This window comes from Streptomyces sp. NPDC048473 (genome assembly GCF_043200155.1).
Classification (GTDB): domain Bacteria; phylum Actinomycetota; class Actinomycetes; order Streptomycetales; family Streptomycetaceae; genus Streptomyces.
This window is the reverse complement of the sequence record NZ_JBICXE010000031.1, coordinates 47,533-69,955: the sequence shown is the minus strand read 5'-3', so window position 1 is coordinate 69,955 and position 22,423 is coordinate 47,533. Positions and strand designations below refer to the sequence as shown.

Sequence of the window (22,423 nt, the reverse complement as noted above, 5' to 3'; positions counted from 1 at the left end):
GATGGTTGCTGTTGGTCAGGGTGATCCGGTGAGGATGAGGGCTCCGTCGCCTTCGGCCCGGCGTATGTCCCTGATCTGAAGCGGTGGTGAGGCGTAGAGGAGTGCGCCGTCCCGGTACAGCCAGTACTGGAGTTCCGTCACTTTCTCTAGGTCCCGGCGTTGCTGTGGGTCGGCGTCGGGCAGCACCAGTTCGACGAAGCCCCGTCCGTCCTTCAATACTCCTTGGACGGTGATCGCGCCCACTGCGGTGAACGATGTCCCCGTCGCGATCAGGTCAACACGGTCGCCATGGATCGGGCGCGTGCCAGGAAAGCTCATGCGGAACCCTTCAGGGGAATCGACGCGATCGGCTCCCACTTGATCGTCGCGCCGTCGTGCCACTGCTCCACGAGATGGATCTGGTCCGCGCGCACCGTGTGCGACAGCGGCACCTCGAGGCCGGCCAACGCCGCCCGGAGGCCGACGGGATCGATCGCCTCGGAGCCCGGACCGGTGTAGGCGATGGACATGTGGGGGTAGCGGCTGGCCGCCGGCCGGAACGCGGTCTGCTGCTCCTGCGTGATCTGGGTGATGCTCTCCACCAGGCGCGTAAACGGTGTTCCGGGCCAGCCGCTGATCTCGATGGCGACGGGGGCAATAGCCGGTCTGTCGAAGGTGAGCGTGAACGGCTCCACCTGCAGAGCGTGTGCGCGCGCGTCCCTCACGAGCGCGTCGATGTCGACGTCGGCGGCGGAGAGGCCGACCGCGTGCAGGAGGGTGCAATGGAGCCACTCACTCGGCACCCGACCCAGCCCCGGCCGTGAGAACACGGTCTCGGGGTAGGACGCGAGCAGCGTGTCTGCCTCGCTCGCTGCCGGGAGGATGTGCCAGTGCAGGTCACGCCGCCCCGCCGGCCATGCCTTCGCCACTCGCTCGAAGAAGTTCTCCATCGGCGTCCTCTCCCCCGGATCTTTCGCCAGAGCCTGCCACCTTCCACGCACCCCATGTGCTGGATTCGCCAAGGGACATGAGGTCAAGGGGTGGTCTCAGGGCGTATCGCCGGAGTAGTGGAAGCGGCAGCTGACGCCGGGTCCGGGTGTGCGAGGTTCGCCGGGGCGCGGGTCGTACAGGGCGCGGCCGCCGGGCCACCGCCCGAGTTCGGTGATCAGGGCTACACCGTCGTCGACTTCCTCGGGCCGCCAGCCGGTGATGTCGAGCAGCAGTCCGTCCAGCGGCCCGCCGACGAGCGCGGCGTACGTCTGGTGAGGGAGCGGACCGGGGTTGGGTTCGTCGTGGTCGTGGCCGTACACCCGGCCGCGCAGCAGCTGCTCGTCACCGTTGTTCATCCGTTCAGCCTGCCAGCAACCACCGACAGCGCGGGCTCCGATCTCCGCAGGAGACCGGAGCCCGTCACCGCCCTATTGGGTCTGGAGGGCGCCGCGGTCGATGAGTCCTTGGATGTAGGGCGGCCAGTCCCGTTCCAGGCTGGTGGTGATGGCGGCGTGGACGTCGGCGCGGACCTGCGGGGTGACGTGTTCGACGTCGCCGCCCGGGTAGTACAGGCGCACCCCGTCGCGGCTGGCGTCGCACAGGATGGCGTGGGCCTTCTGCACGAGTGTCATGTAGAGCTGCGGGACTGGTGCTTTGACGAGTTCGTCGATGACGGCTTCGTAGTCGGCTCCGAAGTCCGCCCAGTCCTTGCCCTGCTTGTCGAGCCAGAGGGTGACGTCGGAGAAGAAGACCGCTTTGCCTGGCCCGTCCTTCGGGTCGCGGGCCAGGCCGGTGGCGAGATCGAGCGCGATGCCGGCGCTCTTGCTGACGAGGTGGCGGGGGATCATCGTCGGGGCGATGGCCACCGCGCACTCGCCCCAGCCGTCTCGGGTCTGCTCCGGCCAGGGCAGTCCCAGTACGAGCCAGCCGTCCGGTGCCAGCAGCTTGTTGCTCACCGTGTTCTTCCCCCTCGGTCGTGGATGGTCCGCATCCGATCTTTCCGCCCTGGCCCGGCAGCGGACAAGACGTCCTCCAGCCGTCGGCTCGCGCGCCCGGCTACCGGCGTCGGCCGAACAGGCCGCGGTTCGTCTTCGCCTCCGTTTCGGCCGCCTCCCGGGCGGCGGCTTCCTCCGCCCGGCGCTGCGCGGCACGTTGCGCCTGCTCCCGTTCATGGTGTTCGGTCAGGCACAGGTCACACAGCTCGTTGTGCTGCTGCGCCGGGTACTGCCGGACCGTTTGCCACCGGTCGTCGGTGAACTTCGCTCCGCAGCGCCTGCACACGGGCCGCTGCGCCTCGCGGGCCGCGGCTTCCCGCTCCTTCTGGCGCTCCCGGGCCTGCTCCACCTGCACCACATACAGCCGGTCACCGCCGGGGTTGTCCAGGGCCTCGGTCAGCGTCTGCCACTCATCGCGCCCGAGCCTGCGCCACACCTTCCCCGCCGCCCCCTTCGGATCGGCCGTGATCCGCTCCAGCTCGGTGACGACCACGGGCAGCGCCTGGTGGTAGTCGACAGCCGTGATGCCCCCGCCCGCGTACTCGGTGCCGGCGAAGTAGGAACGGGCGGCCTGCTCCAGCCGTCGCATCCTGCTGGCCCGCTGCGCCTTCGTCTTACCGGTGAACACGAACGCGAGGGGCACGTAGCCCTCGCGGCCGGTCGGCGGGTAGATCCGCGACCACAGCCGGAAGTCGTGCACCGCCGCCCCGTCGCGCCGGGCCGCATGCGCCTTGATCTTGTCGGCCTTCGGCGCCAGGAGCTCGAACCACTCGGTGTAGCGGCGCACCTTGTCCACCAGGACGTCGACGGGCTCGTTCACGCGGTCGACCTCCAGGAGCATCGCGGGCACGTCGACGTCCGGGGCCCGCATCGTCAGGTCGGCGTACTGGGTGTACCCGTAGGGCAGCTTGTGAGCGATCTCGGTCTGCCAGGACAGCGGCGTGCCGAAGCCGGCCCCGGTGAGGACCGAGGCGGTCATCGTGACGGCGGCCGCGTGTTCGTCGAAGCCCTCGCCGGTAACCGGCTCCCCGTCGTCGTCGAACTCAAGCTTGCGCAGCGCGGAGACCCTCACGTTCCCCGGCAGCAGCTGCTTGGCTTCCTTGTGTCCTCGCTCGGTGAGCACCCACAGCTGGTGGTTCGACTCCAGCCTCGTCTCCACCCGGACCTTCCCCTCGCCCTTGAGGGCGTTGAGGGTGTCCCTCGTGATCCGGTCGTGCGAGTCGCTGGGGCGCAGCATCCGCCACAGGTGTTCGGCGGTAGCCCTCTGGAAGATCCCGAGAGCCTTCAGCACTTCCTTCTTCCGAGTGTGGGTGGGCTTCCATGTCTCCTTCGAAGACTTAGAAGGGTTGTCGAACGTGCCGGGGGTCCTGTTCTGGCGGGGCTGACCTGCGGATACACGCCTGGCGGGCGAAGTAGTCGTGGAGGGAGCGATGGAGGGGCCCGTGGAGGGGGCCTGCAGGACCTGGTCGATGTCGCCGGCGGGCGCCTGGTGGTCGGTGTAGTGCGGTTCGCGGGCGGGGTTGGGCGTGAAGTCGGCGGGCACGGTGTCCTCGGTTCCTCCGGCCGGCTGGCCGGGTCGGTGGGCGTCCGGCTCGCACGCCGTTGTGCGCACGAGCCGGAGCCACCGTCGGAAGGACCCCCTTGTCCGCTGTCTGATGCTCAGCACCGACCGGTGCCTTCTATGCCCTGGAAACGCCTTGACTTTGACGATTTATCCGTGACCTACGCCATAAGACGCGGGCTTCGTTCCGAAGCGCGGTCACTGTCCACAGGCCCGCGCTCCGAGGCTGTGATCAACAGGCCGGGCGCAGCAGGCGCACGGCCCGTACGGAGAGGGAATCGTCATGGAGACGACGTCGAAGCTGCCCGAGCTCACCCCGGAGCAAATCTGGCGGGCCGCCGATTACGTGGAGCTGGTCTGGCACGACGAGGGCAGCGAGGAGGCGCGGGCCCGGCTGGAGGAGTTCCACCGGGACGGCAAGGAGCTGGCGCGGCTGATGGGTGAGTTCGGTGCGCTGCTGCTGGCCGGCTACCTCACGGTCGTGCCCGACGAACACGCTGGCTGCGAGGCCGGGTACGTCATGGACAAGCTGGTGACGGTGGCGAGCCGGTACCTCAAGCGGTGGTGCTACTCGGGCGGCGGGGCAGAGGTCGCCTTCATCGCGGCGGGGTTCCTGATCGAGTGCATGCAGGAGGTTGACGAGGTGGGCCAGCTCTTGTCCGACGTCCGTGGCTCGGCTCCCCGGTGGAACCCGGCGCCATGGCCGCCGGCCATGGCCTCCTGACCGAGCGGCACCCGGGGACGGTGCCCGGGGACGGAGACTTCTCCCCCCCTCGGGCACCGTCCCGTCCCGGTCGGATGCCACCCCTTTCCAACCCGGTCAAGGAGCGATGCACCGGCCCGACATCGGATGCAGTGGCGGACATCGTGTGCGGTCCACTCCGCACGAATGGCATCCACTCCCGGACCGGTGGTGCGCCTCGCGGTGCGCGCCGCGCACTGTCGGTGCGGTGGCGCGCGGCCGGATGCGGGCGGTGCGCGCACCGCCGGCACAGCCGTGGGGCCGGTGCGCGCACCGGCCGCCCCGTGGTGCGCATCGCGGCGCGCGGCGCTTTTCAAGGCGGCGCGTGACGGCTCCGCGCAAGGGCCCCGGATCAAGCGAAGTCCCTATATCACACACCCCCTTGACCTCGGTCCCCCCGAAGTCCCAAATGTGCGCTATGGAACGCCTGCCTGTGTGGCAGGTCATACGGATTGGCGCGAGGGCTGGTCCCGTGCGCGTACTTCGGGGTGGCAGCCGAGCGGTGCGTACCGGCTCGGGCAGGTGGTGCGCTGGGTGCGCGCACCAGGGGCCAGCGGTGCGCGCATCATCACCTCGGTGCGCGCACCACGGTGCGGTGGTCGGCGAGCGCGGGCGCACCACGATGCGCACCGATGCGGTAGCCGGGAGTGGACGACTCGTCGGTGCGCGCACCGGTGCGCTCGATGCCGTGCACCGTTGACATCGCGTGCGCGCCGAATGGCGGGTGGGGCCACTCCCCCACCGGCCAGTGCTCACTGGAGTGGAGCCCACTCCCACTCGGTGGACATCACGGTGGGCTCCACTCCCACTCGATGCGCGCCACGGTGGGCTCCACTCTCATCCGATGGACATCAGGGTGAAGTCCACTCCGACCTGACGCGCGCCGCGGTGGAGCCCACTCCCCCTGGGTGGCGCCCCACGATGGGCTCCACACTCCGGGCGGTGCATCGTCGGGACGATGGTCCGCTTCCGCACCGGACGTACGCCGTCCTGGTGGCCGGCACTCGTGGGGGAAGTCGCAGATTGGCCACGCGCTGGCCGGTTGGCATCTGTCAGTGGCCGGGGGTCGGTCCCCTGCCCTGATCGGGCTGCGTCGTGTGGTGCTGCTGCTGGCGGGCGGGATCGTCGTTCGCGTCCTTGGCCGGCTGCTGCGGCTGCGGTCCGTCCGCGATGATGCGGACGCGGGCTTCGACGGCCTTGGTGATAGCAGCCAACCGGTCGAGGTTCTTCGGGGTGTACAGCCACGTCTCGGGATCGGTCGTCCGACCCTCGAGGTACTCCTCCGGCATCGCAGCCAGTTGGTGGGCGTGGACGGCGGCTGCCCGCTGCGCCGGGGTGAGGGCGGCGTCCCGGCCGGGGTGGTCGACAGCGTGTGGCGCCGCCTGGTCGCCGGTGCGCCCGGTGGCCGATGTGGTCGCGGCCCGCGCTTCGTCCCGCGCGCCGGACAGGATCCGGGCGTCGCGGATCGCGTTCTGCAGGGCAAGACTGGCGACCCGGGCCCGCTCGTAACGGGAGGACTCCCGCGGCGGCTTCCCGTCGATCCCCGCGACCCACCACCGGTGCGGCCAGGCGAAGTCCGCGGTGTAGGTGACCTGGTCCGGGGCCGGGGCCCGGCGGCCGGGCACGGGGACGGTGAGCTGACGGGCGTGCCGGGACAGGGCCGCATCCGCGATGTAGTCGTCCAGGCCGCGCGTGAAGCCACGGCCGCGCAGCGTCTCCAGCAAGTGCCGGCGCGCTTCGGCCAGGACGTGGCGGCGAGCGAAGGCCCGGCGCACCGTGAAGACGACCGCGGCGACGTCGACAGCGGCGAGCGCGGTGTCCACCACCGGCCTCACCCGGGCCCGGATCGCCTTCCCCGCTGCCTGGCAACGCTCCAGCAGCCCGTCGACCATCTCCTTGCCGAAACGCAGGATCGCGGACGCCCGCCACCACGCGCGCAGCTGCTCCAGCGGCTTCGGGGTCTTCTTCTCCCGGCGGGTGTCCTGCGCCGCCCACCACCCCAGTCCGTGACGGCCGCGCTCGCCGGGCAGCCGCTTGTGCTTCTTCACGTACTTGTCGGTGATGCGCTCCAGCACCGGCGCCATCTGCTCGCGGCGGGTGGACGACCAGTCGATGAGGCCCTGGTCGACGCCGGCCACCTCCATGACGGGGCGCAGGCCAGGCGTCACTTCCCGGGGCACGGTCGCCAGGCCCAGCTCCTCACACACCTCGGTCGTCATCGTGAGGGTGTAGAGCGTCCCGGACGAAACGACGTTCTGGAAGAGGCGGCGGGTGTCGAGCGCACCCCAGGTGCCGTCCGGGCGCTGCGCACGGTTGAGGATCAAGCAATGGTCGTGGAGTAGTGGGAAGCCGTCGCGGTTGTCGAAGTGCCTCCACCGCGAGACCACCAGGGCCGGCGCTTTCGCGCGCTTGCGGCCTGACGACCACCGGGTCTGTGCGACCTCGTCCTCCAGCCAGCGCAACACCGTCTCGATAGCCCTCTCGTGCGCCCGCTCGATGACGCGCCGGGTGCGGTCATCACCCAGCGCCCACAGCACGATCAGGGACGCCTGCGGCCGGAACACGAAGTCGAGCGCGAACAACGGGGTCGCCTTGCGCCGCTCAATCTCTTCGACCGGCTGCCCCAGCACGGTCGCCAGCCGGGCCGTCTCCGGGTCGGCGCCGTCGTCCAGGAGCTCGCGCTCGATCCGGTCGGCATCCGGGTGCCGGCCCTGCCCGAAGACGAGCTCCATCTGCCGCTCGGTCACCTCCCCTCCGGCGGTGAGCCCGAGCGCGGCCAGGCCGCGCCCCATCCACACCCCGGGCGGTAGCCCGGCCATCTCCTGGGCGTCCTTCAACGCCTGACGGGCCGGACGGCGGCCGTCACCGAAGGCGACACCGCGTACGTAGTAACGCCAGGAATTTCGCTTCTGAACCTTCGCGACACTCAGCATCCCGGCAGCGAACACGGCTCTGACCTGCGAAGAAAGACCGATCCCGTGAGGCGGGAGAGTTCACCAGAACTTCACCGCCGATCCCGCCGGACGGGCATCTACGGCGACGCCCAGCCCGCCAGGCGAACACCGCCCAGGCCAGGCAAATGCTGCGCAACAGCCCAGCCCCACCCGCCTCACACGCCTCAAAAAACGCCAGGTAACCGACTCCAGCGGTATCCAGCGCACCTTCACGTACCGCTCCCCCGGACAACGACCAAGGACGTCCCACCCCGCACTCGTCACCACCGACTCCACACCCGAGCGAGACACCCACCGCCCCCGGCAACACCGGGGGCTTCGTGCTTCCTGGAGGACCGACGTGCCGACCTACGAAGCCCTGCCCCGCTTCACCACCGACCTGGACCGCCTCACCCCAGAGCAGCGCCGTCGATTCCTCCAAACTGTGACGGCCTTCGTCGAGGACCTGCGCACCGGAGGACGATTCCGCGCCGGCCTCCGCGTCAAGCGCGTCCAACGGGCGACCGGCATCTACGAACTGACCTGGTCCATGGGCACCGGACCCGCAGGACGCGCCACCTGGCAGTACGGACCCGCGCTCCGCCCCGGCACCCCGCACGTGATCTGGCGTCGCATCGGCACCCACGACATCCTCACCGGCCCCTAATCCGGCTGGCGCCGCGTGCGAATTCGCACGCGAGCGAGGGGGCGACGCCGAGCGCTGACCCCTTGGAGCGCGGAAGGGCCCGGCCGCCCAGAAGGGTGGTCGGGCCCGCGCACCGTTTCCATTGGAAACGGTGGTCAGCTGCGGTCGGGGAACCCGATGCTGGTCATCAGCTTTCGGTAGTCGACGGCCGGCACCGAGTTGGGCAGGAGAATGGGCAGGGGGCAGCAGTCGTCGTACAGCTTCTTAGCGTCGGCGGAGTACCGGATGTAGGGCGTGAGGATGTCGCCGTACCGGGATTCGGCGAGCGCCGTTGCCTTCCGGGCGGACGCTTCGGTGTAGCTGGCGGTCGGGGTTCCGGTGAGGATCAGGTGGTTGACCGTCGGGCGTCCGGGCACCGACCGCCGGAGCCGGTTCTTCTCCCGGACGCGGTCCAGTTCCTCAAACAGTGGGACCAGTAGCTTGACGTCCTTCGGATCGGCTCGGACCGACGGGATGACGGAGTCGTCCTCATCGAGCATGCGGATCACGGAGTAGACCATCTTCCCGTAGCTGGCGGGGAAGTCGAGCCAGAAGACGTCGTCCTCATCTCCGTCGTAGCTGAACAGGATCTCCGCGAACCAGTCCTGCCTGTCCGCGTCCTCGGCAATGGCCGTGTCCGCGGTGGACATCTCCTTGCAGCTGGGCACGACCCGTAGGCCGGGGATATAGGCGAAGGCATCGTCGTCGTAGCCGTCACCGATGCGGAATCGGGCAGGCAGCGCGACTTCGTCCAGAGTCGCGGTTCCGTGGATGAGGTCGAGGACGGACTTCCGTCCCTTCATCGCCTCTTCGTCGTAGCCGAGGATCGTGGTCGTGGACCGGTTGGCATCGAAGTCGAAGATGGTGCCCTGGTACCCGCGCAGGGCCGCTTCGGTCGCCATGGACGTGGCACTGGTGGTCTTGGTGGATCCGCCGCACTCGAGGATGAAGGCGTAGATCTTGGGGTGGCGCCGCCCCCTGGGGCGGAAGCGGGGGTCGACGGTGCGCGTCACTCGTTCTCTCCTGTGGTGTCCAAGCCGAGTTCCTTCTTCTCCCACGCGGTCTCCGGTGCGTACTGCGCGTGGTCCTGAAGGATGCGGACGTAGCCGGTCTCTCGGCTGCCCCACGAATGCCGACGGGCGGCGGTGCGGAGTTCGGCGGCTGCGAGGGCGCTCGCGAAGGCGGCGAGCCGCTGGAGTTCGGCGTTGCCGGATTCCTGGACGGCGTTGAAATATGAACTGGCGTTCTGGTCGTCAACGCTGTGGCGTTCCGCCCGGCGGAGCCAGACCAGGGCTCGCTGCTGGGCGGCGGACTGCTGCTGCGGGGCGAGCAGGGCCCCGGTCATGGCCTTGAGGAGGAGATCGCTGTCGCCGGTGTCGCTGACGTCGACGGTCTCCACGAGGAGTTGACAGGCGGCGTCCCGGGCTGCGGCTGCGGTGCTGCGGTCGCGTTCGTACTGGTCGGCCGACGGCTTGGGCTGCTCCTTCTTCGGCGTGGCCCGGGACTTAGGAGCAGCGTTTCCAGTGGAAACGGGCGTCGGCTTCGGGGCCGTGCCGTTTCCAGTGGAAACGGCGCCCTCGCCTACGGTCGTCTCGGAGTCCGGCTCGTCTTCGGCCTGCCGCTGCCGCGCGAGGATCTGCGTTTGCGCCTCCAGCGGCCGCATGCCTCCCTGAACCAGAGTTACCGCCTCCCGCTGGTCCTCGGCGCTCATCTTCTGGAGCTTCTCCGCCGTGCTGACCGCCAGGGTGCCGGCCCTGAGCGCCCCTTGGACTTCCGGTTCCAGCGCGAGCAGCTGCACGCGCTTCCATACGGTGCCCTTGGAAATGGCTCCCTTGGCGGTCTCTCCGACCTTCTGCGCGATCTGCTCGTAAGACAGACCGCTGCTCCGGAGGGCCTCGTAGTGCTCGGCTTCCTCCAGCGGGCTGAGCTGTGCGCGGCGAAGGTTCTCAATGAGGGTGATGAGCCGGGCGTCCGCGACCTTGTCGTCCATGAGGACGCTGGGGATCGTCTGCCAGCCCAGTGACTGGACTGCGCGCCAGCGGTGCTCTCCGAAGAGGATGACGTTCGCGGCGGTGATCTTCTCCGCTGTCTCCGGGTAGTGCGTGAGCCAGATGCCCGCAGGGATGTGAGCGATGTTCTGGAGGAGGCCGACTTCCTCGATCGTGGCGGCGAGCTCCGCGACGCCCGACATGGCCCGCTGGTTGAACGGGTTGGGGCAGAGGTCCTTGGGGTGGAGTTCAACGGTGTCGCCGCTGCGGTCCTTGCCACCCCGGTAGAACGCCTCTTCCTTGGATGGGGCCGTGGGGGCCGGCTTGGTGCTCGTACGCTTGGGCCTCGGAAGGTTGGCAGCCATAGATTCTCCAGGACGACAGAAAGTACGGGCCGAGACTAGCCGTTTCCAATGGAAACGCTGACTTCCTCGCGCAGTCTGAGTCGGGACAGCGAGGGGGCCGCCACGGACCGGGCTGCCGTTTCCAATGGAAACGCCTGACCACATCCGGGGTCTGACGGAGAGCCACGTCAGCGACCGGAAGGCCGGGAGGATGCCGTTTCCATTGGAAGCGGCACAGGACGAACACCTCAAATCCCCCAGTAACACGTCTTCCCGCTCCGAGTCGTGTTGAGAACAAGGCTTCAGAGCCCCTCACCCGACCCTCCGCCCGTTCGCTTCGGTAGGTCGTGGGCGTTCGAGTCACCGCGCCCAGAATCGAACGTTCTGGAAACAACTGTTTCCAAAGGGCCCCCTGCCGCTTCTGACCTGAAACACAAAAAGGCCCGTACCTCCCGCGTCGTCGCGGGGAGGTACGGGCCTTCTCGGTACCGGTCGCACGGTCAGGCCGCCCAGGTCGCGGGCGCGCCTTCGTCGGGGTTGGGGATCCCGGCGGCAGTCGCCAGGGCGGCGGGATGACGCAGGGCGGCGATCGGGACGGCGCCGGGCTCATCGGCCGGCGCCCGGCGGATCATCGGGTGGTCTCCTGCTCGGGGTTGCCGGTGGGTGCCTTGAGGACGCGTGGCAGGTGTGCGTGGAGGTGATCGATTTCGACCTGCTGGCCGCGGTCGCGGAGTTCGCGGGCGAGGATTTCGGTGAGGCCGCATGCCCTGTGGCGGCCTCCTGCGCAGCCGATGGCAATGCGGCGCGGGCCGGCGGGAAGGGTCGCGTAGTCGGCGAGGTTGGCGAGCAGTTCGCGGGCGCCGGGGGTGTTGAGGACGACGGCCTGGACGCGGGGGTGGTGGCCGTCGAGGTCGAGGATGTCGCGGGCGGCGGCCGGGTCGCGAAGCCGGGCGCGGACGTCTTCGATCCGGTCGGCGGCGGGCGGGACGGGCTGGCCGTCCGGGCCGGTGGGCAGGTGCAGGTAGCCGAATGAGATCAGGCGGATCGGGTGCACGAGGGCATCTCCAGTTCTGGGGTTGAGGGCTGGGACAGTGCTGGCTGCGTGTGGTGGGGTGCGGGCGCTGTCGGCAGCCACATGTGGGCGCAGTACCGGCAGCGGTGATAGAAGGCCCATTCGGTGTGGTCAGGGCTGGTGGTGAAGCGAACGGAGCGGCTGAGCCAGGTGCAGGAAGGACACGCGGACGGGGCCGCGAGGTCTTCCCGCTCCAGCCATTCGATGCTGATGAGGGTCACGGCTTGCGCGGTGGTGTTGCTGGGGTCGGCGTCGTCCAGGTACCAGGCGTAGTCGTCGTCCGGTTTCGCTTTGACCGCCTGGACGTGGGTGCGCTGGGTTCCGAAACGGATCATGTCGGTGAGCTCGCTGGTGGGCATGATGCGCTCCCCTAATACCCGTCGGTGGTAGCCGCTGGTGGCGGCGAGCGCGACGCGGTCGGTGAGGTGTCCCAGAGCAACGAGGCGGTCGTTTTCCTCGCCCAGCGGGGCAACGGAGATGCCGTGCAGCTGGCTGAAGCCCGACTCGGTGCCAGCCAGAGTGAACGGGCGGCCGGGTGCGGTGTCGATGAAGTCGGTCTCGGGGATCGCCCGCGGGCCAGGAGCCTCGGGGTAGTCGGCGGTCGTCATCGCTGGTCGCCGTTCTCGAAGGAGGCGATCAATTCGCTGATCGCCTCGGGGCTGGAGGCCTCGCCGACCCACTTCCCGTCCACGGTGAACACCGGCACAGCGTCGCGGTCGGCGTCAAGCACGGCCGCGTAGCCGCCCCAGCGCTCCAGGACCAGGTCGTAGAGCACGGGGAGCGGTGCGGCCTCGAGGACCTCCAGGCCGTCGACGGTGAGCCGGGCCGGGGCCTGGGGGGTGTCGGGCTGGGTGAGGGTGCCGGTGACCCGCAGGAGGTCGCCGGGCTGTATCTCGTTCAGCAGGGCTGCGGCGAGGTTCGGGTCTTCGGTGGTGCAGGCGTACACGGTGTCCGGGGTGTCAGGGGCGATCCGGTCCGCGTCGATGGGGGAGTGGACCAGATCGAAGCGGGCGGTGCCCCAGCCGGTGCCGGGGGCCGGGATCTGGTCGACGTAGCCGTCTATGGCGAGGTGCGTCTGGGGGTTCATCGGCTGGCCTCCGTCAAGGTGTTGGTGGTGCGGGGGGAGCGGGGTCGGGGGGTGTGCTGGGCGCGGAGCAGGAGTTCGCGGTTGCGGCGCTGCTGCTCGGGGGTGAGTGGCCGTGGCTTCGGGCCCTGGCGGTGCCAGAGCGGGGAGGCGGGCGGCTCGGGGTAGGCGAGGGTGAGGTCGACGTCGTGTTGCGAGGCGTTGTTCACGGGGCCTCCAGGTGGAGGAGCTCAGGCGTGGGTGTCGTCGCGCCGGCGCTTGGGCTGGACGTCGGAGGCGAACCTGCCGAGGCGGGCCTCGGTGGGGTTTCCGGAGATCCAGTTCTCAGCGCACACCTTGTGAGCGGGCTCCCCGGAGTGGGAGCGCAGCGGTGTGGGCTGCTCACACAGGGCGCAGGGGCGCATCAGCCAGCGGTCGTAGTGCCGGGCGTCGCGCCAGTCCAGCGAGCCGCCGGAAGTCGGGACGCAGCCCGGCTCGAACGGCGACTCCTTGCCCGACTTGCGGGTCACGGCCGCAGGTGTGGCAGCTGCTGACGTACTTGGTCCACGAGATCCTGCGTCGGCTTCCAGGCCGGGAGCGCGCCCGTGGCGGGCGCGGGCAGCGGTAGTTCGTGGACGTCGGTGAGGACCAGGTGGTGAGCATCGCGCTGCGCCCACGGGCTGGTGCAGCGTTCGGGCCCTTGATCCAGGTGGCAGTCGGTGAGCCGGGCGACGCCGATGACTACGCCGCGGTGGAGCTCGCGGCCGCGGATCGCGGTGGCCACCAGCGGGTCGCGCAGCACGGCGGGGTCCGGCTTCGCTTTCCCGGCGTGCAGGAGAACCCAGCCGCGCCACGGCCAGTGGGCAGTCCTGTTCTCCGTGCGCTTCCCGGCGAGGATGCAGGTCGCCCAGGGCTGGCGGATGGTGATGCCGCGGATCCAGTCGCCGCCCTCGAGTTCGGCGGCGCTCACGCGGCACGCGCCGGGGTGTGCGTCCCACGGCGGCCGGCGCGGCGGCCGTTCACGGTCTTCGCGTAGGCGTCAGCCCGCGTCGCGAAGTACGGGAACGTCGCCTCGTTCTCCTTAACCTTGTACATCGCCTTGTCCGCGCCGCGCAGGATCCGGCTCATGGTCTCGCCGGACAGGTCCGCTGCACGGGCGATGCCAATCGAGACGTCCAAGGCCAGCATCTGTCCCTCGTACTGGAGGGGCTGTTGCAGCTGCTTGCGCAGTTCGGTGATCTCCGCCAGGGCGGCCGACGGTGAGAGCACGGCGCAGACGGCGAATTCGTCGCCGCCCAGCCGGGCCGCGAGCGCCTGACGGTTCGCGCTCCACTGGGCGAGGCGTCGGCCCATCGTCTGGATGACGGTGTCGCCTGCGGCGCGTCCGTAGGTGTCGTTGACGCCCTTGAAGTCGACCCCGTCCAGCATCAGGACGTGCAGGTTGTCCCGGCGGCGGGTGCGCAGGAGCCGCTCGCCGTACGCGGTGAACTCCGGTCGAAGCGGCAGCCCGGTGAGCAGGTCCTTGCGGGCATCAGCCAGACGCCGGTGGAGCGCCAGGGCGTGGACTGTCCAGCCGGTGAGCGGGACCGCGAGGGTGGTGATGAGGAGCGCGCGTTGCCCGGATCGGGCCTGTAAGCGCAGGGCGGAGTCCATACTGGGGATCTCCCTCTCGTCTCGTACGGGTTGGGTGGCCCGGGGCGGCCGACTTGGTTACCAGGCCGTTGGCGGCCGTCCCGGGGCGTATCTACAGCTCGTAGGGCTTCTTGCGGGTCCAGTCGTTCGGGTTGTTCCAGGGGCCGGCCTTCGCGGCCTGCCAGTCGAGCGCCCAGTCGGGCCGAAGCCCACGCGCTCCCCAGCCCCCGGCCTGCATGCCGGGGATCTCGAGTCCGGCCTGCTGCGCGGCGAGTGCCGCGTCGTACACCGCGTGCGCGATGTGCAGGGCCTCGCTCTCGGACGACGCCTCGCCGGTGAAGACGTGTACGCCGTGCAACTGGTGGTTGGTGGTGTGGTGTGTCGGGACGTCAACCTCGAAGTAGCGAAGCGGCATGACGGCCCTCTCCTTCCGTGCTCTCGCCTGACAGGGCCACCGCGCTTCCCCGACCCGACCCCGGGCCGGGGAAGCACAGAAGTCCGTCAGACGGCGACGGAGGCCGGGCTGTCGAGTCCGGTACCGAGCAGCAGGCCGCGGATCGACTGCTCGTACTCGCCCGAGCGGATCCGGTCGAACATGAGCTGTCCGGCGACCAGGCAGCGGGCCCGCAGCTGAATCAGGGCGACGGCCTGAGGGTCGGCACCGGACTCGGTCGCGGCCTGTGCCGCGGCGTCACCGGCGAGCTGGTTGGCCGCCTGGAGGCCGGCCTCGCGTCGGGAGTACTGCGCCCGGCAGTACGCCCAGGAGGTCAGCGCCCGGGTGCGGTCCACCCGCGCCTCCCACGCCTTGTAGGTGCGGTGGGTGCCCTCGGGGTCGGCGGCCCACTCTTCGGCCCACTGCCGGGCGAGGTCGGGCAGCTGGGCGAGGACGGCCAGGGTCTGCGCGCCGCGGTGCCCGAACGCTCGCCACGCCTCGGTCTCCTTGACGACGCGGATCTGCTGGGACATCCGCCAGTACGGGTAGTTGTCGCCACCCCAGTTGCCGGTCTCACCGAGTGGCTCCACGATCCAGAGCCGGATCGGCCAGCCCTCCTCGATGCGCTCCAGGATCTCGCCGGGTCGGGTGTACATGTGGAAGTAGCCGAAGGGCCGGTCGGTGTACCACTTCTGCCCGGGGGTGGGGTGGTCGACCTGGCCGACGTGATCGGCGAGGTTGACGGTCGGGACGGTCTCGCCGTGGTCGCGGGCATACCGGGCGAGGTACTCGTCGGTGGGCGGGACGGTGCCGTCGGGCCGGGTGGCCATGTAGTGGACGACGGGCCGGGTGCTGCGTGCCATGACTTCCTCCGTGTCAGTCAGGAACGTGCAGGTGGTGGGGCGGAGACGGTGGAGCCGTTCGGTCCGGCGTGGGCAGGGCCGACCGGCTCCGGGTGTCAGTCGTTGGCGGCAGGCTGGTCCGTGGACCGGTAGCGCTTGGTCTGCCTCAAGACTTGGTTGCGCTTGACGTTCAGGGCGTCGGCGATGTCCTGCTGCGCGCCGTGGTACCGCTTCTGCAGGCGGTCGATCTCCTGCCAGAACTCGGCCTCGATGCGCTCGTGGTCGTCGTCGCGGCGCTGGCTGGCCTGGGCGACCAGGTCGCGCAGCTCGGTGCGGGCCTCATCGTCGGGGCGCGGGGTCATGGTTGCTCCTGCGGGGATTCGAGGGACGATGTGTCTGCCCCCTGCTCCTCTTGGAGCGGGTTGGGAGGCCCGGGGTGGCCGGTGAAGTTTGGCGACTGTGGCGGCCACCCCGGGGCGAAGTCACCGGCGGCGGTGCTTGCCGGAGACGGTGCCCACGCGCTCGCGCAGGTGGCCCGTGCCGCGCGTGGTGACGTCGCCGGAGACCGTGTTGGCGCGGAACTCGGTGCCGTTGTACGCGCCGATCTCGATGTCGCCGGAGACCGAGTTGACGTCGACGCGGGCGTCGACCCGGTCCACCTCGAAGTCGCCGCTGGTGGTGTTGCCGCGCAGGGTGTGCACGCTGCGGGCCCGGATGTCGCCGGAGACCGAGTGGACGTCCAGGACCTGGAGGTCGCCGTGGACGGTGGTGTCGGCGCTGGTGGTCTCCAGCCGGACCGAGGACTGGTCACTCGGCAGCTTCACGTCGACGGTGATGGTGCCCATCCCGCCGCCGGAGACGACGGTGCCCTGCTCAGCGACGACGCGGCCGTTCGAGACGACCTTGCGGCCGCCGATGATGACGTCGCCGTTGCTGATGGTCATGCCGGTCACGGAACCGGTGACGACGCCGAAGTTCTGCCCGACGACCATGTTGCCGCCGTTGAAGCTGAACGTGGAGTTGCCCATCGTCATCGTGTTGCCCCGAACCTTGGGGACGCGAACGGTGAGGCAGTTGAGGTTCTGGTGGGTGCTCTCCTGCTTCGTGGCGCCACGCACCGCGTCGGCGAGGGGGCCGTCGTCGTCGCCGGTGCTCACCGTGATGTCGGCGTGCTTGAGGGTCGGGTCAACGGTGACGTTGACCGCCCCGACATGGCTGATGATGTCGGTCCACACGGCGCCGGCGGCGGTGGCGGTGAAGGTCTGGGAGGTACTCAAGGTGGACTCCTTGGTCGGAGAGTGCGGGGGCCTGGTGACCCCCGCACATCAATAATGCATCCTCGAAGGATGCATTTCTAGTGTTTGGCATCTTCTGAGGATGCCTTTTCTGTTTGTGCAGATCAGGCGGCCACGGCCGGGGGAAGCGAGTGGGGGTGCGGGCCGTCGGCGGTGCGCCTCACTGGTCCCCGCCTCCGGCCGGCTGCCGGTCGGCGAGGGCCAGGAGCTCCGCGGCGAGGTCCGGCGCGGACAGGATGGTGCGCAGGATCGAGGTGATCCCGTCGCGCTCGATCGGGTTGAGGCGGTCCCACACGGCGTGGGCGTCACCGTGGACGCCCACGGTCTTGAGGTAGTCGGCCTCGGACGTCGCGGTGTGCTGAGCGCCGCACCGGCCGCATCGGAAGGCGGCCTGGTCCCATCCGCACGCGGGGGTCTTGGCCGTCATTCGCTGATCGCCTCCATTGCCTGCGCTTCGAGGTCGGCGCGGCCCTCGGGGTCGTCGTCCTGGTCGTCGTCGCCGTGGTGGCCGTGGATGGTGCAGCGCACGTCCGGGTCGTTCATCAGCTCGCCGGTCAGGGCGCGCAGAAGGTCGGTGACGGTGTAGGCCGGGGCCCACGCCGCGCCCTGGCACTCGTCGTCGGCGGGGCAGCGCACCAGGACGTCGAAGCCGATGTCGCCGTCGATGTCGTTGCGCTGGGCGAGGACGATGCGGTCCGCTCCGAGCCGGATCTCCGCGACGCGGTCGCCGCCGGCGAGCTGCGAGCCGTCGCGCCAGCGCCACATCGGCAGGATCTCAGGGCCGAAGGTGCGGCGGACCAGGAGCAGGTCGCCCAGGCCCTCGCTGTCGTCCCAGCCGAGCTCCGCGCGTCGGGCGTCGCTGAGCGGCTGGAGCAACTCCCCCAAACGGTTGAGGTTCTCCGCGACGACGACGTGGTCGAACCCTTCGGCGGGCAGGCCGGGGAACGCGTCGACCATGGCGGCGTGCTGCGCGCGGACGGCTGGCTCGGGAACGCGCCGGTTCGCGGGCCGGCCTTCCTGGCGCTCCACGCACACGGAGACCGGGGTCGGGACGACCAGGGCAACGGTCGGCACGCCGTGGCGGCGGGCGGTCGCGATCAGGTCGGCCCGCACGGACTTCCCGGTGTTCGTCGCGTCGAGGATCGTCGTTTTCCGGCGGGCGAGGCGGGCCTCCAGGACGGCCTGGAGCGCGAACACCGCGTCACCGGTGGATTCCTGGCAACCCGCGTCATCGCTCACGAAAGCCCGGAACTTGTCGAGTTCGAGGACCTGCGTGGCGGGCCAGGTGGAGGCCCAGGTCGACTTGCCCGAACCGGCCGCGCCGATCAGGCAGACCAACGAGGGCTCGGGGATCGTCGTATCGACGGGCAGTGCGTTCTCCAGGCGGAACGGTTTCATGGGGCATCTCCTTGCATGCGAGGTGTGGGGGCGGTCCGGATGAGCCGCTGCCCGCCCCGGACGGGGCAGGGCGGGCAGCGGCCGGGCATCAGTCCTGGCGGTGTCCGGGTCAGACCATGGCGCGGTACTCGGCGGTCATGTCCGCGAGCTCGCGCAGCAGGCCCGCGGCGCGGGCGACGAACACCTGCTGCTCCAGCTGTGTGCCGCCGTCCAGCTCCACGTCGAGCGCCTGGTCCAGCAGCCCGGCCGCGGTGCCCAGGTCGTCGGCTCCTGAGATGCCGACCTGGTCGAGGCGGTCTTCGGCTTCGCGGAGCTGGTCGATGAGGTCGGCCCCGGTCGTGGCGTAGGGCTCCTCGGTGAGGAAGGCGAGGTTCGTGGCGTGCCGGGCGATCAGCTCAGCGATCGAGGCCGGAGGCCTGGTCGCCGTCCAGGCGAGGTGGTCGAGAGCGCGTTGCAACAGAGGCCGGTGGGCGGCGTACAGGGTGCGCCCGGCGGCGGTGATCGCCGTTTCGAGCTGCTCGACGCTGCCGAACGGCCACCAGTTGGCGTCCAGGGCGTCGTCGGCGCCGACGGCGGTCACCGTGACGTCGAGCTGGAAGAGCGCGGAGGTCGAGGACACCCAGGCGCGGTCCGTGTTGCGCCAGTCGTCGACGAGGTCACGGCCGAGGATCACCGGGATACGGTCGCGGAGGTCGACGCCCGTCTCCTCACGAAGCTCCCGGACGAGCGTGTCCGGGGCGGTCTCGCCGGGATCGACCATCCCGCCGGGAATCGCCTCAACGCCGATGTCGGACCGGGTAATCAACAGCACCCTGCGCTCCTGGCCGTAGCCCGCGACGACGATCGGGTCGGCCGCGGGGTTCTCGCCCCACTTGCCGAGGTTCCGGCCGGTGCGGCCGGTGCGCCCGTGCGGGTTCAGCGGCTGGCCCCGCTCGTCGAGCCGGTAGGGGACGAGCGCGTCGGCGTGGCGGCGGTCCCAGTCCGGGACTTCGGCCGGGGTGGGGGCGGCTTCGGCCCAGTCGGGCACGTGGTGGGCCAGAGCCGCGGGGAGCAGTTCGGCGGGAGTGATGTCGGTGGGCGTGTACTGCGGCCAGCTCACCGACCAGTCGCGCAGTGCAGCGGGGACGGCCGCGACGGTCTCGGTGGTCTCGCTCATGAGGGTTCCTCCAGGTCGGGTCAGGACGTAGGGACGAGTCAGGTCAGCGGCGGGCGGCGTGGCGGGTGGTGAGCCAGGTGGTGACGGCGGCCGCGCCGATCCCGACAGCGCGGTGAAGTGCCGCGTCCAGCTCCATCCACGCACTGCCAGGCCCGTTCACCTCTCGGGTGAGGGTGCCGTCGTCAGCGAGCCGGACGGCCTGGCAGTGCTCGATGTAGCCGGTCTTCTTGGTCTTCTTCGCCAGCCACAGCAGCAACGCGCCGCGGTCGATCGCGGCGTGCGTCCCGGCGTTGATGGCTGCGCCGGCGAGCAGCGCGGTCGGTGTGACGCGGTAGCCGAACGCTCGGGTGATCGCGATGGTCGCCCCGAGCTGCACGGCGGTGTACGAGGCGACATGGGAGGCTGCGGCACGCCTGCCGAGCGTGGTGGTGGTCATGGTCGGGCGGGTGGAGTCAGGCGTGGCGGGGGAGCCGTCAGCGTGGACCAGGTCCTCGCCGTACAGCCGTTTACGCGAGGCCGTCTTACTGCCCTGGACCCAGTGGTCGCAGGCAGGATGGAGTTCGCCGAAGGTCGCCAGCAGGGTGCCGAAGAGGGCCAGGCGCTCGGTGGTGAGGGGCAGACGGGGCATGCTGGGGTTCTCCTGATCTCGAATCTCGGGTGAAGGGAGCGGGGCGGCCGGCCTCTTTGCCGATGCTGCGGTCAACCCCGTGTGCGCCTCCGTCCCGGCCGGTGTGGCCGGGACGGAGGTCGTTCAGAACGGCGGTTCGTCCGGCCCTGCGGGAACGGGCCGGGGCGGGTTGGGCAGCGAGTCGTTGGGACTGGCGTAGTCGTGCTCGGGGCTGTCGGCGATCTCGCAGGCGTCGGAGCAGTACCGGCGGGCCGTGTAGTACGGGTTGCGCCGCACAGGGCGCACTCGGTCTCTGTGACGTCCTCGAGTTCCCGTACCCAGTCGATGATCACGCTGGGGTCGATGCAGGCTTCGCAGCGTCCTGAGGTCTGGTCGGTTACGCCGTGGCAGCCGTCCTGGCAGATCTGCCAGTCGATCGCCGTGCAGCCGCACTCGCACAGCACGGTCGGGGCGGGGGCCGGCGGGCCCGGGACGGTGCGGTTGGTTGCTTCGGCCAGGACCTCCCACAGGCGGGTGCTCGGGCCGAAGTCCGGGTCGGCGAGGGTCACCTGAAGGGCGCGTGCGGCAGTGTCGATCGCCTTGGGGAAGCCGCGCCACATCAGTTCAAGGTCCCCGACTCCGAGCGCACGGCCGAACGCGGTGTGGCTCTCGCCGTCCCTGAGCGTGGCCACGGCGCCGGGGCCGTGGCCCTGCTGGGCGTCCAGGAGGTCGTTGACGATGACCTCGAGTCCGGCCTTCTCGGCCGTGTCGATCAGCCGGCGCAGCACAACCGGGTCGGAGATGAACCCGTCAACCGCGGCGCGCTGCGCCCAGTGGGTGCCGGTGGCGTCGGTGGTGAGGAGGCCGGGCTGGGAGCCGTGGGTGAGGTATCCGCCCCGGTTGGCGGTGGCGAGGACCTGCACGTGCGGCAGTGTCTCGTCATCCGGTCCGTACCGCGGCTGGTACCCGGGCCTGCTCTGGATGGCTCCTTCGAGCCAGGCTGCGGTCAGCTGGCCGAGGTCGTGCAGAGTATGGGCGGCGTGCCACCGGGTGCGGTCGGCTCGGCTCATCCATGGCAGTCGGAACTTCATCAGTGTTTCTCCCACAGGTCAGGCTCCGCCCGGCCTTGACGGCCGCGGCGAGAACGTCGAAACGGTGGCTCGTCCGGCCAGGCCAGGAAGGACGGAAGCCAGATGCGCGCGATGCGGATGCTGCGGACGTCCGTGGTGCCTTCGCCCCGGCCGGCCGGACTCCGGCCGGGGGCGGCGGTGTTCAGAAGGACGGCACGTCCCAGGCCGGAACGGGCAGGAGCCTGATACGGACTTCGCGCCGCTCGGACCAGCAGCCGCACGCCTCCATCTCGGGGAAGGCGCCACCGACCCACCAGCCGCCCTCGCCATGGCAGCGCGGGCAGCACGGCCGGGGTCGGGGGGTGATCTCGATGCGGTGCCGGTCGGCGTAGAGCTTGAGGTGGTTGGCTCTGAGCGTGGCGGCGACCGTCGCCGCGGCGAGCGGGACTGCGGCGGCCAGCAGCAGGGCGCCGCGCAGATGGCGGGCGGTCATTTCAGCGGGATGGCGCGGCAGGCGGCGGCGTGGTTGTTGGCTTCCGGCCGGATGCAGAACAGGAAGTCCTCCTCGGGCCGGTCGGAGGAGTCTCCGCAGCCGTGGCAGTTCCAGCGGTTCTTGTCGGAGTGCTCGCCGGGGCCGGTGACGTCCACGTACGAGCCGCCGACCGTGATGAACCTGATCAGCAGGTTCTTGGGGCGGTCCGGCTCAGTGAAGGCGGCGGTGCTCATGGGCTGGTGTCCTCTCAGGGTAGGAGGCAGGTAATGGAGGAGAGTGCGGCGGGCGTGCCGGCCTGGAGTGCGTTCAGCGCTGGGTGCAGGCCGGGTATGCGGCGTTGGCGCGGCATGCGTCGTAGTCGTCGACCGTGACCTGGAAGGTCCGCGCGCTGCCGTTGGGCGTCTTGACGGTCAGCTCGAACCGGCGGGCGTGCGTTGCCGGGTCGTGTTTCTGCTCCCGGCTCTGCACCTGGCCCGCCGGACCGGCGGGGTAGGGGTCGCAGGAGGTGGCGGTCAGTACGGCGACTCCGGTCAGCACCACGGCGGTCATACCTCGGGCGGTGTTCATGGTGTCCTCTCTGGGCTATGCAGCCAGCCGATGCGTGGCCGGGGGTGCGGTGTAGCTGCTCGGGTCGGCCGGGGTGCCGTCGTGGCACTCCAGGCAGGACCCCAAGGTCTTGAGCGGGAGGCAGTGGAAGTAGCGCCGGCCGCAGGGGCCGGAGCATGTCTGGCGGGCCGCCATCGCCTTGTCGAGCGCGGCTTCCTTCGCGAGCGTCATCGCGAACTTCGGCTTCGCCAGGTCGATCCGGTACAGCCACGCCCACCGCTTCCCGCCGCGGCATTCGATCCGGGCGACGGGCTCCTGGCCGCCGGGGCGCAGTCCCATCTCGCGCAGCTGGCGGCGGGTCGCAAGGTTCTCGCGCCCGGCCTGCTTCCACCGGAAGACCGGTAAGGAACCGTCGCCGGGGTCGTTCGGGTCGATATCGACCAGGTCCTGGTCCTGGTCGGCCATCACCTGCTCCAGGTGCCGGGGAACTGGGCGGGACGGCGGGGGTAGCGGGGGCCGGGGCGCTGCGGGCGGGGCCGGCCGATCCTGCGACGCGGGCGGGGCATGAGCACGGTGGGTCCTCCGGTAGATCGCGGTGG

General features: G+C 70.2%; 32 protein-coding genes. 2 read left to right on the top strand and 30 right to left on the bottom strand.

Features of this window, described 5'->3' with window-relative positions:
* Positions 1–15 precede the first annotated feature (15 nt).
* From ACGFU7_RS35045 to ACGFU7_RS35025, 5 genes are all read right to left on the bottom strand, one after another.
* Positions 16–318, bottom strand: coding sequence for a hypothetical protein (locus ACGFU7_RS35045; RefSeq protein ID WP_393701364.1), 303 nt, complete (start codon positions 316–318; stop codon positions 16–18).
* The gene (locus ACGFU7_RS35040) at positions 315–929 is read right to left on the bottom strand and encodes a 2'-5' RNA ligase family protein (RefSeq protein WP_393701362.1); all 615 of its coding nucleotides are present in this window, start codon (positions 927–929) and stop codon (positions 315–317) included. The genes ACGFU7_RS35045 and ACGFU7_RS35040 overlap by 4 nt, the downstream gene beginning before the upstream one ends.
* Positions 930–1,025: 96 nt before the next feature.
* Positions 1,026–1,325 (bottom strand): hypothetical protein, encoded by a 300-nt coding sequence (locus ACGFU7_RS35035; protein WP_393701361.1) that lies wholly within the window; start codon positions 1,323–1,325, stop codon positions 1,026–1,028.
* 72 nt (positions 1,326–1,397) lie between these two features.
* The gene (locus tag ACGFU7_RS35030) at positions 1,398–1,925 is read right to left on the bottom strand and encodes a hypothetical protein (RefSeq protein WP_393701359.1); all 528 of its coding nucleotides are present in this window, start codon (positions 1,923–1,925) and stop codon (positions 1,398–1,400) included.
* A gap of 100 nt (positions 1,926–2,025) precedes the next feature.
* Entirely contained in the window at positions 2,026–3,576 is a 1,551-nt protein-coding gene (locus tag ACGFU7_RS35025; protein ID WP_393701358.1) for a replication-relaxation family protein, read from the bottom strand.
* Positions 3,577–3,808: 232 nt separating this feature from the next.
* On the opposite strand from ACGFU7_RS35025, the gene ACGFU7_RS35020 reads away from it, so the two are divergent.
* Positions 3,809–4,249, top strand: coding sequence for a hypothetical protein (locus ACGFU7_RS35020; protein WP_393701357.1), 441 nt, complete (start codon positions 3,809–3,811; stop codon positions 4,247–4,249).
* A gap of 586 nt (positions 4,250–4,835) precedes the next feature.
* Here ACGFU7_RS35020 and ACGFU7_RS35015 read toward each other — a convergent pair.
* Positions 4,836–4,961 (bottom strand): hypothetical protein, encoded by a 126-nt coding sequence (locus ACGFU7_RS35015; protein WP_393701356.1) that lies wholly within the window; start codon positions 4,959–4,961, stop codon positions 4,836–4,838.
* A gap of 358 nt (positions 4,962–5,319) precedes the next feature.
* Positions 5,320–7,200 carry a MobF family relaxase gene (mobF, locus tag ACGFU7_RS35010; protein ID WP_393701355.1) on the bottom strand — a complete coding sequence of 627 codons (1,881 nt, stop codon included), beginning with the start codon at positions 7,198–7,200 and terminating at the stop codon, positions 5,320–5,322.
* Positions 7,201–7,561: 361 nt separating this feature from the next.
* On the opposite strand from mobF, the gene ACGFU7_RS35005 reads away from it, so the two are divergent.
* The gene (locus tag ACGFU7_RS35005) at positions 7,562–7,867 is read left to right on the top strand and encodes a hypothetical protein (RefSeq protein ID WP_393701353.1); all 306 of its coding nucleotides are present in this window, start codon (positions 7,562–7,564) and stop codon (positions 7,865–7,867) included.
* A 134-nt stretch (positions 7,868–8,001) separates the two neighbouring features.
* Here the strand turns inward: ACGFU7_RS35005 and ACGFU7_RS35000 are convergent, their stop codons facing one another.
* The 23 genes from ACGFU7_RS35000 to ACGFU7_RS34890 form a co-directional block, all read right to left on the bottom strand.
* Positions 8,002–8,898: a ParA family protein gene (locus tag ACGFU7_RS35000; protein WP_393701351.1), complete on the bottom strand. Its 897-nt coding sequence runs from the start codon at positions 8,896–8,898 to the stop codon at positions 8,002–8,004.
* Positions 8,895–10,238 (bottom strand): ParB/RepB/Spo0J family partition protein, encoded by a 1,344-nt coding sequence (locus ACGFU7_RS34995; RefSeq protein WP_393701349.1) that lies wholly within the window; start codon positions 10,236–10,238, stop codon positions 8,895–8,897. Before ACGFU7_RS34995 ends, ACGFU7_RS35000 begins: the two co-directional genes overlap by 4 nt.
* Before the next feature lie 479 nt (positions 10,239–10,717).
* The gene (locus ACGFU7_RS34990) at positions 10,718–10,849 is read right to left on the bottom strand and encodes a hypothetical protein (protein WP_393701347.1); all 132 of its coding nucleotides are present in this window, start codon (positions 10,847–10,849) and stop codon (positions 10,718–10,720) included.
* Positions 10,846–11,271, bottom strand: a complete 426-nt coding sequence (locus tag ACGFU7_RS34985; protein ID WP_393701345.1) for a hypothetical protein — start codon at positions 11,269–11,271, stop codon at positions 10,846–10,848. Before ACGFU7_RS34985 ends, ACGFU7_RS34990 begins: the two co-directional genes overlap by 4 nt.
* Positions 11,253–11,897 (bottom strand): hypothetical protein, encoded by a 645-nt coding sequence (locus ACGFU7_RS34980; protein WP_393701343.1) that lies wholly within the window; start codon positions 11,895–11,897, stop codon positions 11,253–11,255. Before ACGFU7_RS34980 ends, ACGFU7_RS34985 begins: the two co-directional genes overlap by 19 nt.
* Entirely contained in the window at positions 11,894–12,376 is a 483-nt protein-coding gene (locus ACGFU7_RS34975; protein WP_393701342.1) for a hypothetical protein, read from the bottom strand. Before ACGFU7_RS34975 ends, ACGFU7_RS34980 begins: the two co-directional genes overlap by 4 nt.
* Positions 12,373–12,582 (bottom strand): hypothetical protein, encoded by a 210-nt coding sequence (locus ACGFU7_RS34970; RefSeq protein ID WP_393701341.1) that lies wholly within the window; start codon positions 12,580–12,582, stop codon positions 12,373–12,375. Before ACGFU7_RS34970 ends, ACGFU7_RS34975 begins: the two co-directional genes overlap by 4 nt.
* Before the next feature lie 21 nt (positions 12,583–12,603).
* Complete coding sequence (locus tag ACGFU7_RS34965) at positions 12,604–12,882, bottom strand: hypothetical protein (RefSeq protein ID WP_393701339.1); 279 nt, start codon at positions 12,880–12,882, stop codon at positions 12,604–12,606.
* Positions 12,879–13,322 (bottom strand): hypothetical protein, encoded by a 444-nt coding sequence (locus ACGFU7_RS34960; RefSeq protein WP_393701338.1) that lies wholly within the window; start codon positions 13,320–13,322, stop codon positions 12,879–12,881. The genes ACGFU7_RS34965 and ACGFU7_RS34960 overlap by 4 nt, the downstream gene beginning before the upstream one ends.
* The gene (locus ACGFU7_RS34955) at positions 13,319–14,005 is read right to left on the bottom strand and encodes a GGDEF domain-containing protein (RefSeq protein ID WP_393701337.1); all 687 of its coding nucleotides are present in this window, start codon (positions 14,003–14,005) and stop codon (positions 13,319–13,321) included. The genes ACGFU7_RS34960 and ACGFU7_RS34955 overlap by 4 nt, the downstream gene beginning before the upstream one ends.
* A gap of 91 nt (positions 14,006–14,096) precedes the next feature.
* Entirely contained in the window at positions 14,097–14,399 is a 303-nt protein-coding gene (locus ACGFU7_RS34950) for a hypothetical protein (protein ID WP_393701335.1), read from the bottom strand.
* Between the two features lie 86 nt (positions 14,400–14,485).
* Positions 14,486–15,280 carry a hypothetical protein gene (locus ACGFU7_RS34945; protein ID WP_393701333.1) on the bottom strand — a complete coding sequence of 265 codons (795 nt, stop codon included), beginning with the start codon at positions 15,278–15,280 and terminating at the stop codon, positions 14,486–14,488.
* Positions 15,281–15,375: 95 nt separating this feature from the next.
* Positions 15,376–15,621 (bottom strand): hypothetical protein, encoded by a 246-nt coding sequence (locus tag ACGFU7_RS34940; protein WP_393701331.1) that lies wholly within the window; start codon positions 15,619–15,621, stop codon positions 15,376–15,378.
* A 120-nt stretch (positions 15,622–15,741) separates the two neighbouring features.
* Positions 15,742–16,536 carry a DUF4097 family beta strand repeat-containing protein gene (locus ACGFU7_RS34935; RefSeq protein ID WP_393701329.1) on the bottom strand — a complete coding sequence of 265 codons (795 nt, stop codon included), beginning with the start codon at positions 16,534–16,536 and terminating at the stop codon, positions 15,742–15,744.
* Between the two features lie 178 nt (positions 16,537–16,714).
* Positions 16,715–16,981, bottom strand: coding sequence for a hypothetical protein (locus ACGFU7_RS34930; RefSeq protein ID WP_393701327.1), 267 nt, complete (start codon positions 16,979–16,981; stop codon positions 16,715–16,717).
* A complete protein-coding gene (locus ACGFU7_RS34925) occupies positions 16,978–17,952 on the bottom strand; it encodes an AAA family ATPase (protein WP_393701325.1) in 975 nt (324 codons plus the stop codon). The genes ACGFU7_RS34930 and ACGFU7_RS34925 overlap by 4 nt, the downstream gene beginning before the upstream one ends.
* Positions 17,953–18,061: 109 nt before the next feature.
* Positions 18,062–19,108, bottom strand: a complete 1,047-nt coding sequence (locus ACGFU7_RS34920) for an NUDIX domain-containing protein (RefSeq protein ID WP_393701324.1) — start codon at positions 19,106–19,108, stop codon at positions 18,062–18,064.
* Between the two features lie 43 nt (positions 19,109–19,151).
* Complete coding sequence (locus tag ACGFU7_RS34915; protein ID WP_393701323.1) at positions 19,152–19,736, bottom strand: hypothetical protein; 585 nt, start codon at positions 19,734–19,736, stop codon at positions 19,152–19,154.
* A gap of 71 nt (positions 19,737–19,807) precedes the next feature.
* Positions 19,808–20,785, bottom strand: coding sequence for a DUF6919 domain-containing protein (locus ACGFU7_RS34910; protein ID WP_393701322.1), 978 nt, complete (start codon positions 20,783–20,785; stop codon positions 19,808–19,810).
* Between the two features lie 202 nt (positions 20,786–20,987).
* Entirely contained in the window at positions 20,988–21,278 is a 291-nt protein-coding gene (locus ACGFU7_RS34905; RefSeq protein WP_393701320.1) for a hypothetical protein, read from the bottom strand.
* Positions 21,275–21,511, bottom strand: coding sequence for a hypothetical protein (locus tag ACGFU7_RS34900; RefSeq protein WP_393701318.1), 237 nt, complete (start codon positions 21,509–21,511; stop codon positions 21,275–21,277). The genes ACGFU7_RS34905 and ACGFU7_RS34900 overlap by 4 nt, the downstream gene beginning before the upstream one ends.
* 73 nt (positions 21,512–21,584) lie before the next feature.
* Positions 21,585–21,845 (bottom strand): hypothetical protein, encoded by a 261-nt coding sequence (locus tag ACGFU7_RS34895; protein WP_393701316.1) that lies wholly within the window; start codon positions 21,843–21,845, stop codon positions 21,585–21,587.
* Positions 21,846–21,860: 15 nt separating this feature from the next.
* Positions 21,861–22,289: an RRQRL motif-containing zinc-binding protein gene (locus tag ACGFU7_RS34890; RefSeq protein ID WP_393701315.1), complete on the bottom strand. Its 429-nt coding sequence runs from the start codon at positions 22,287–22,289 to the stop codon at positions 21,861–21,863.
* Between the last annotated feature and the right edge of the window lie 134 nt (positions 22,290–22,423).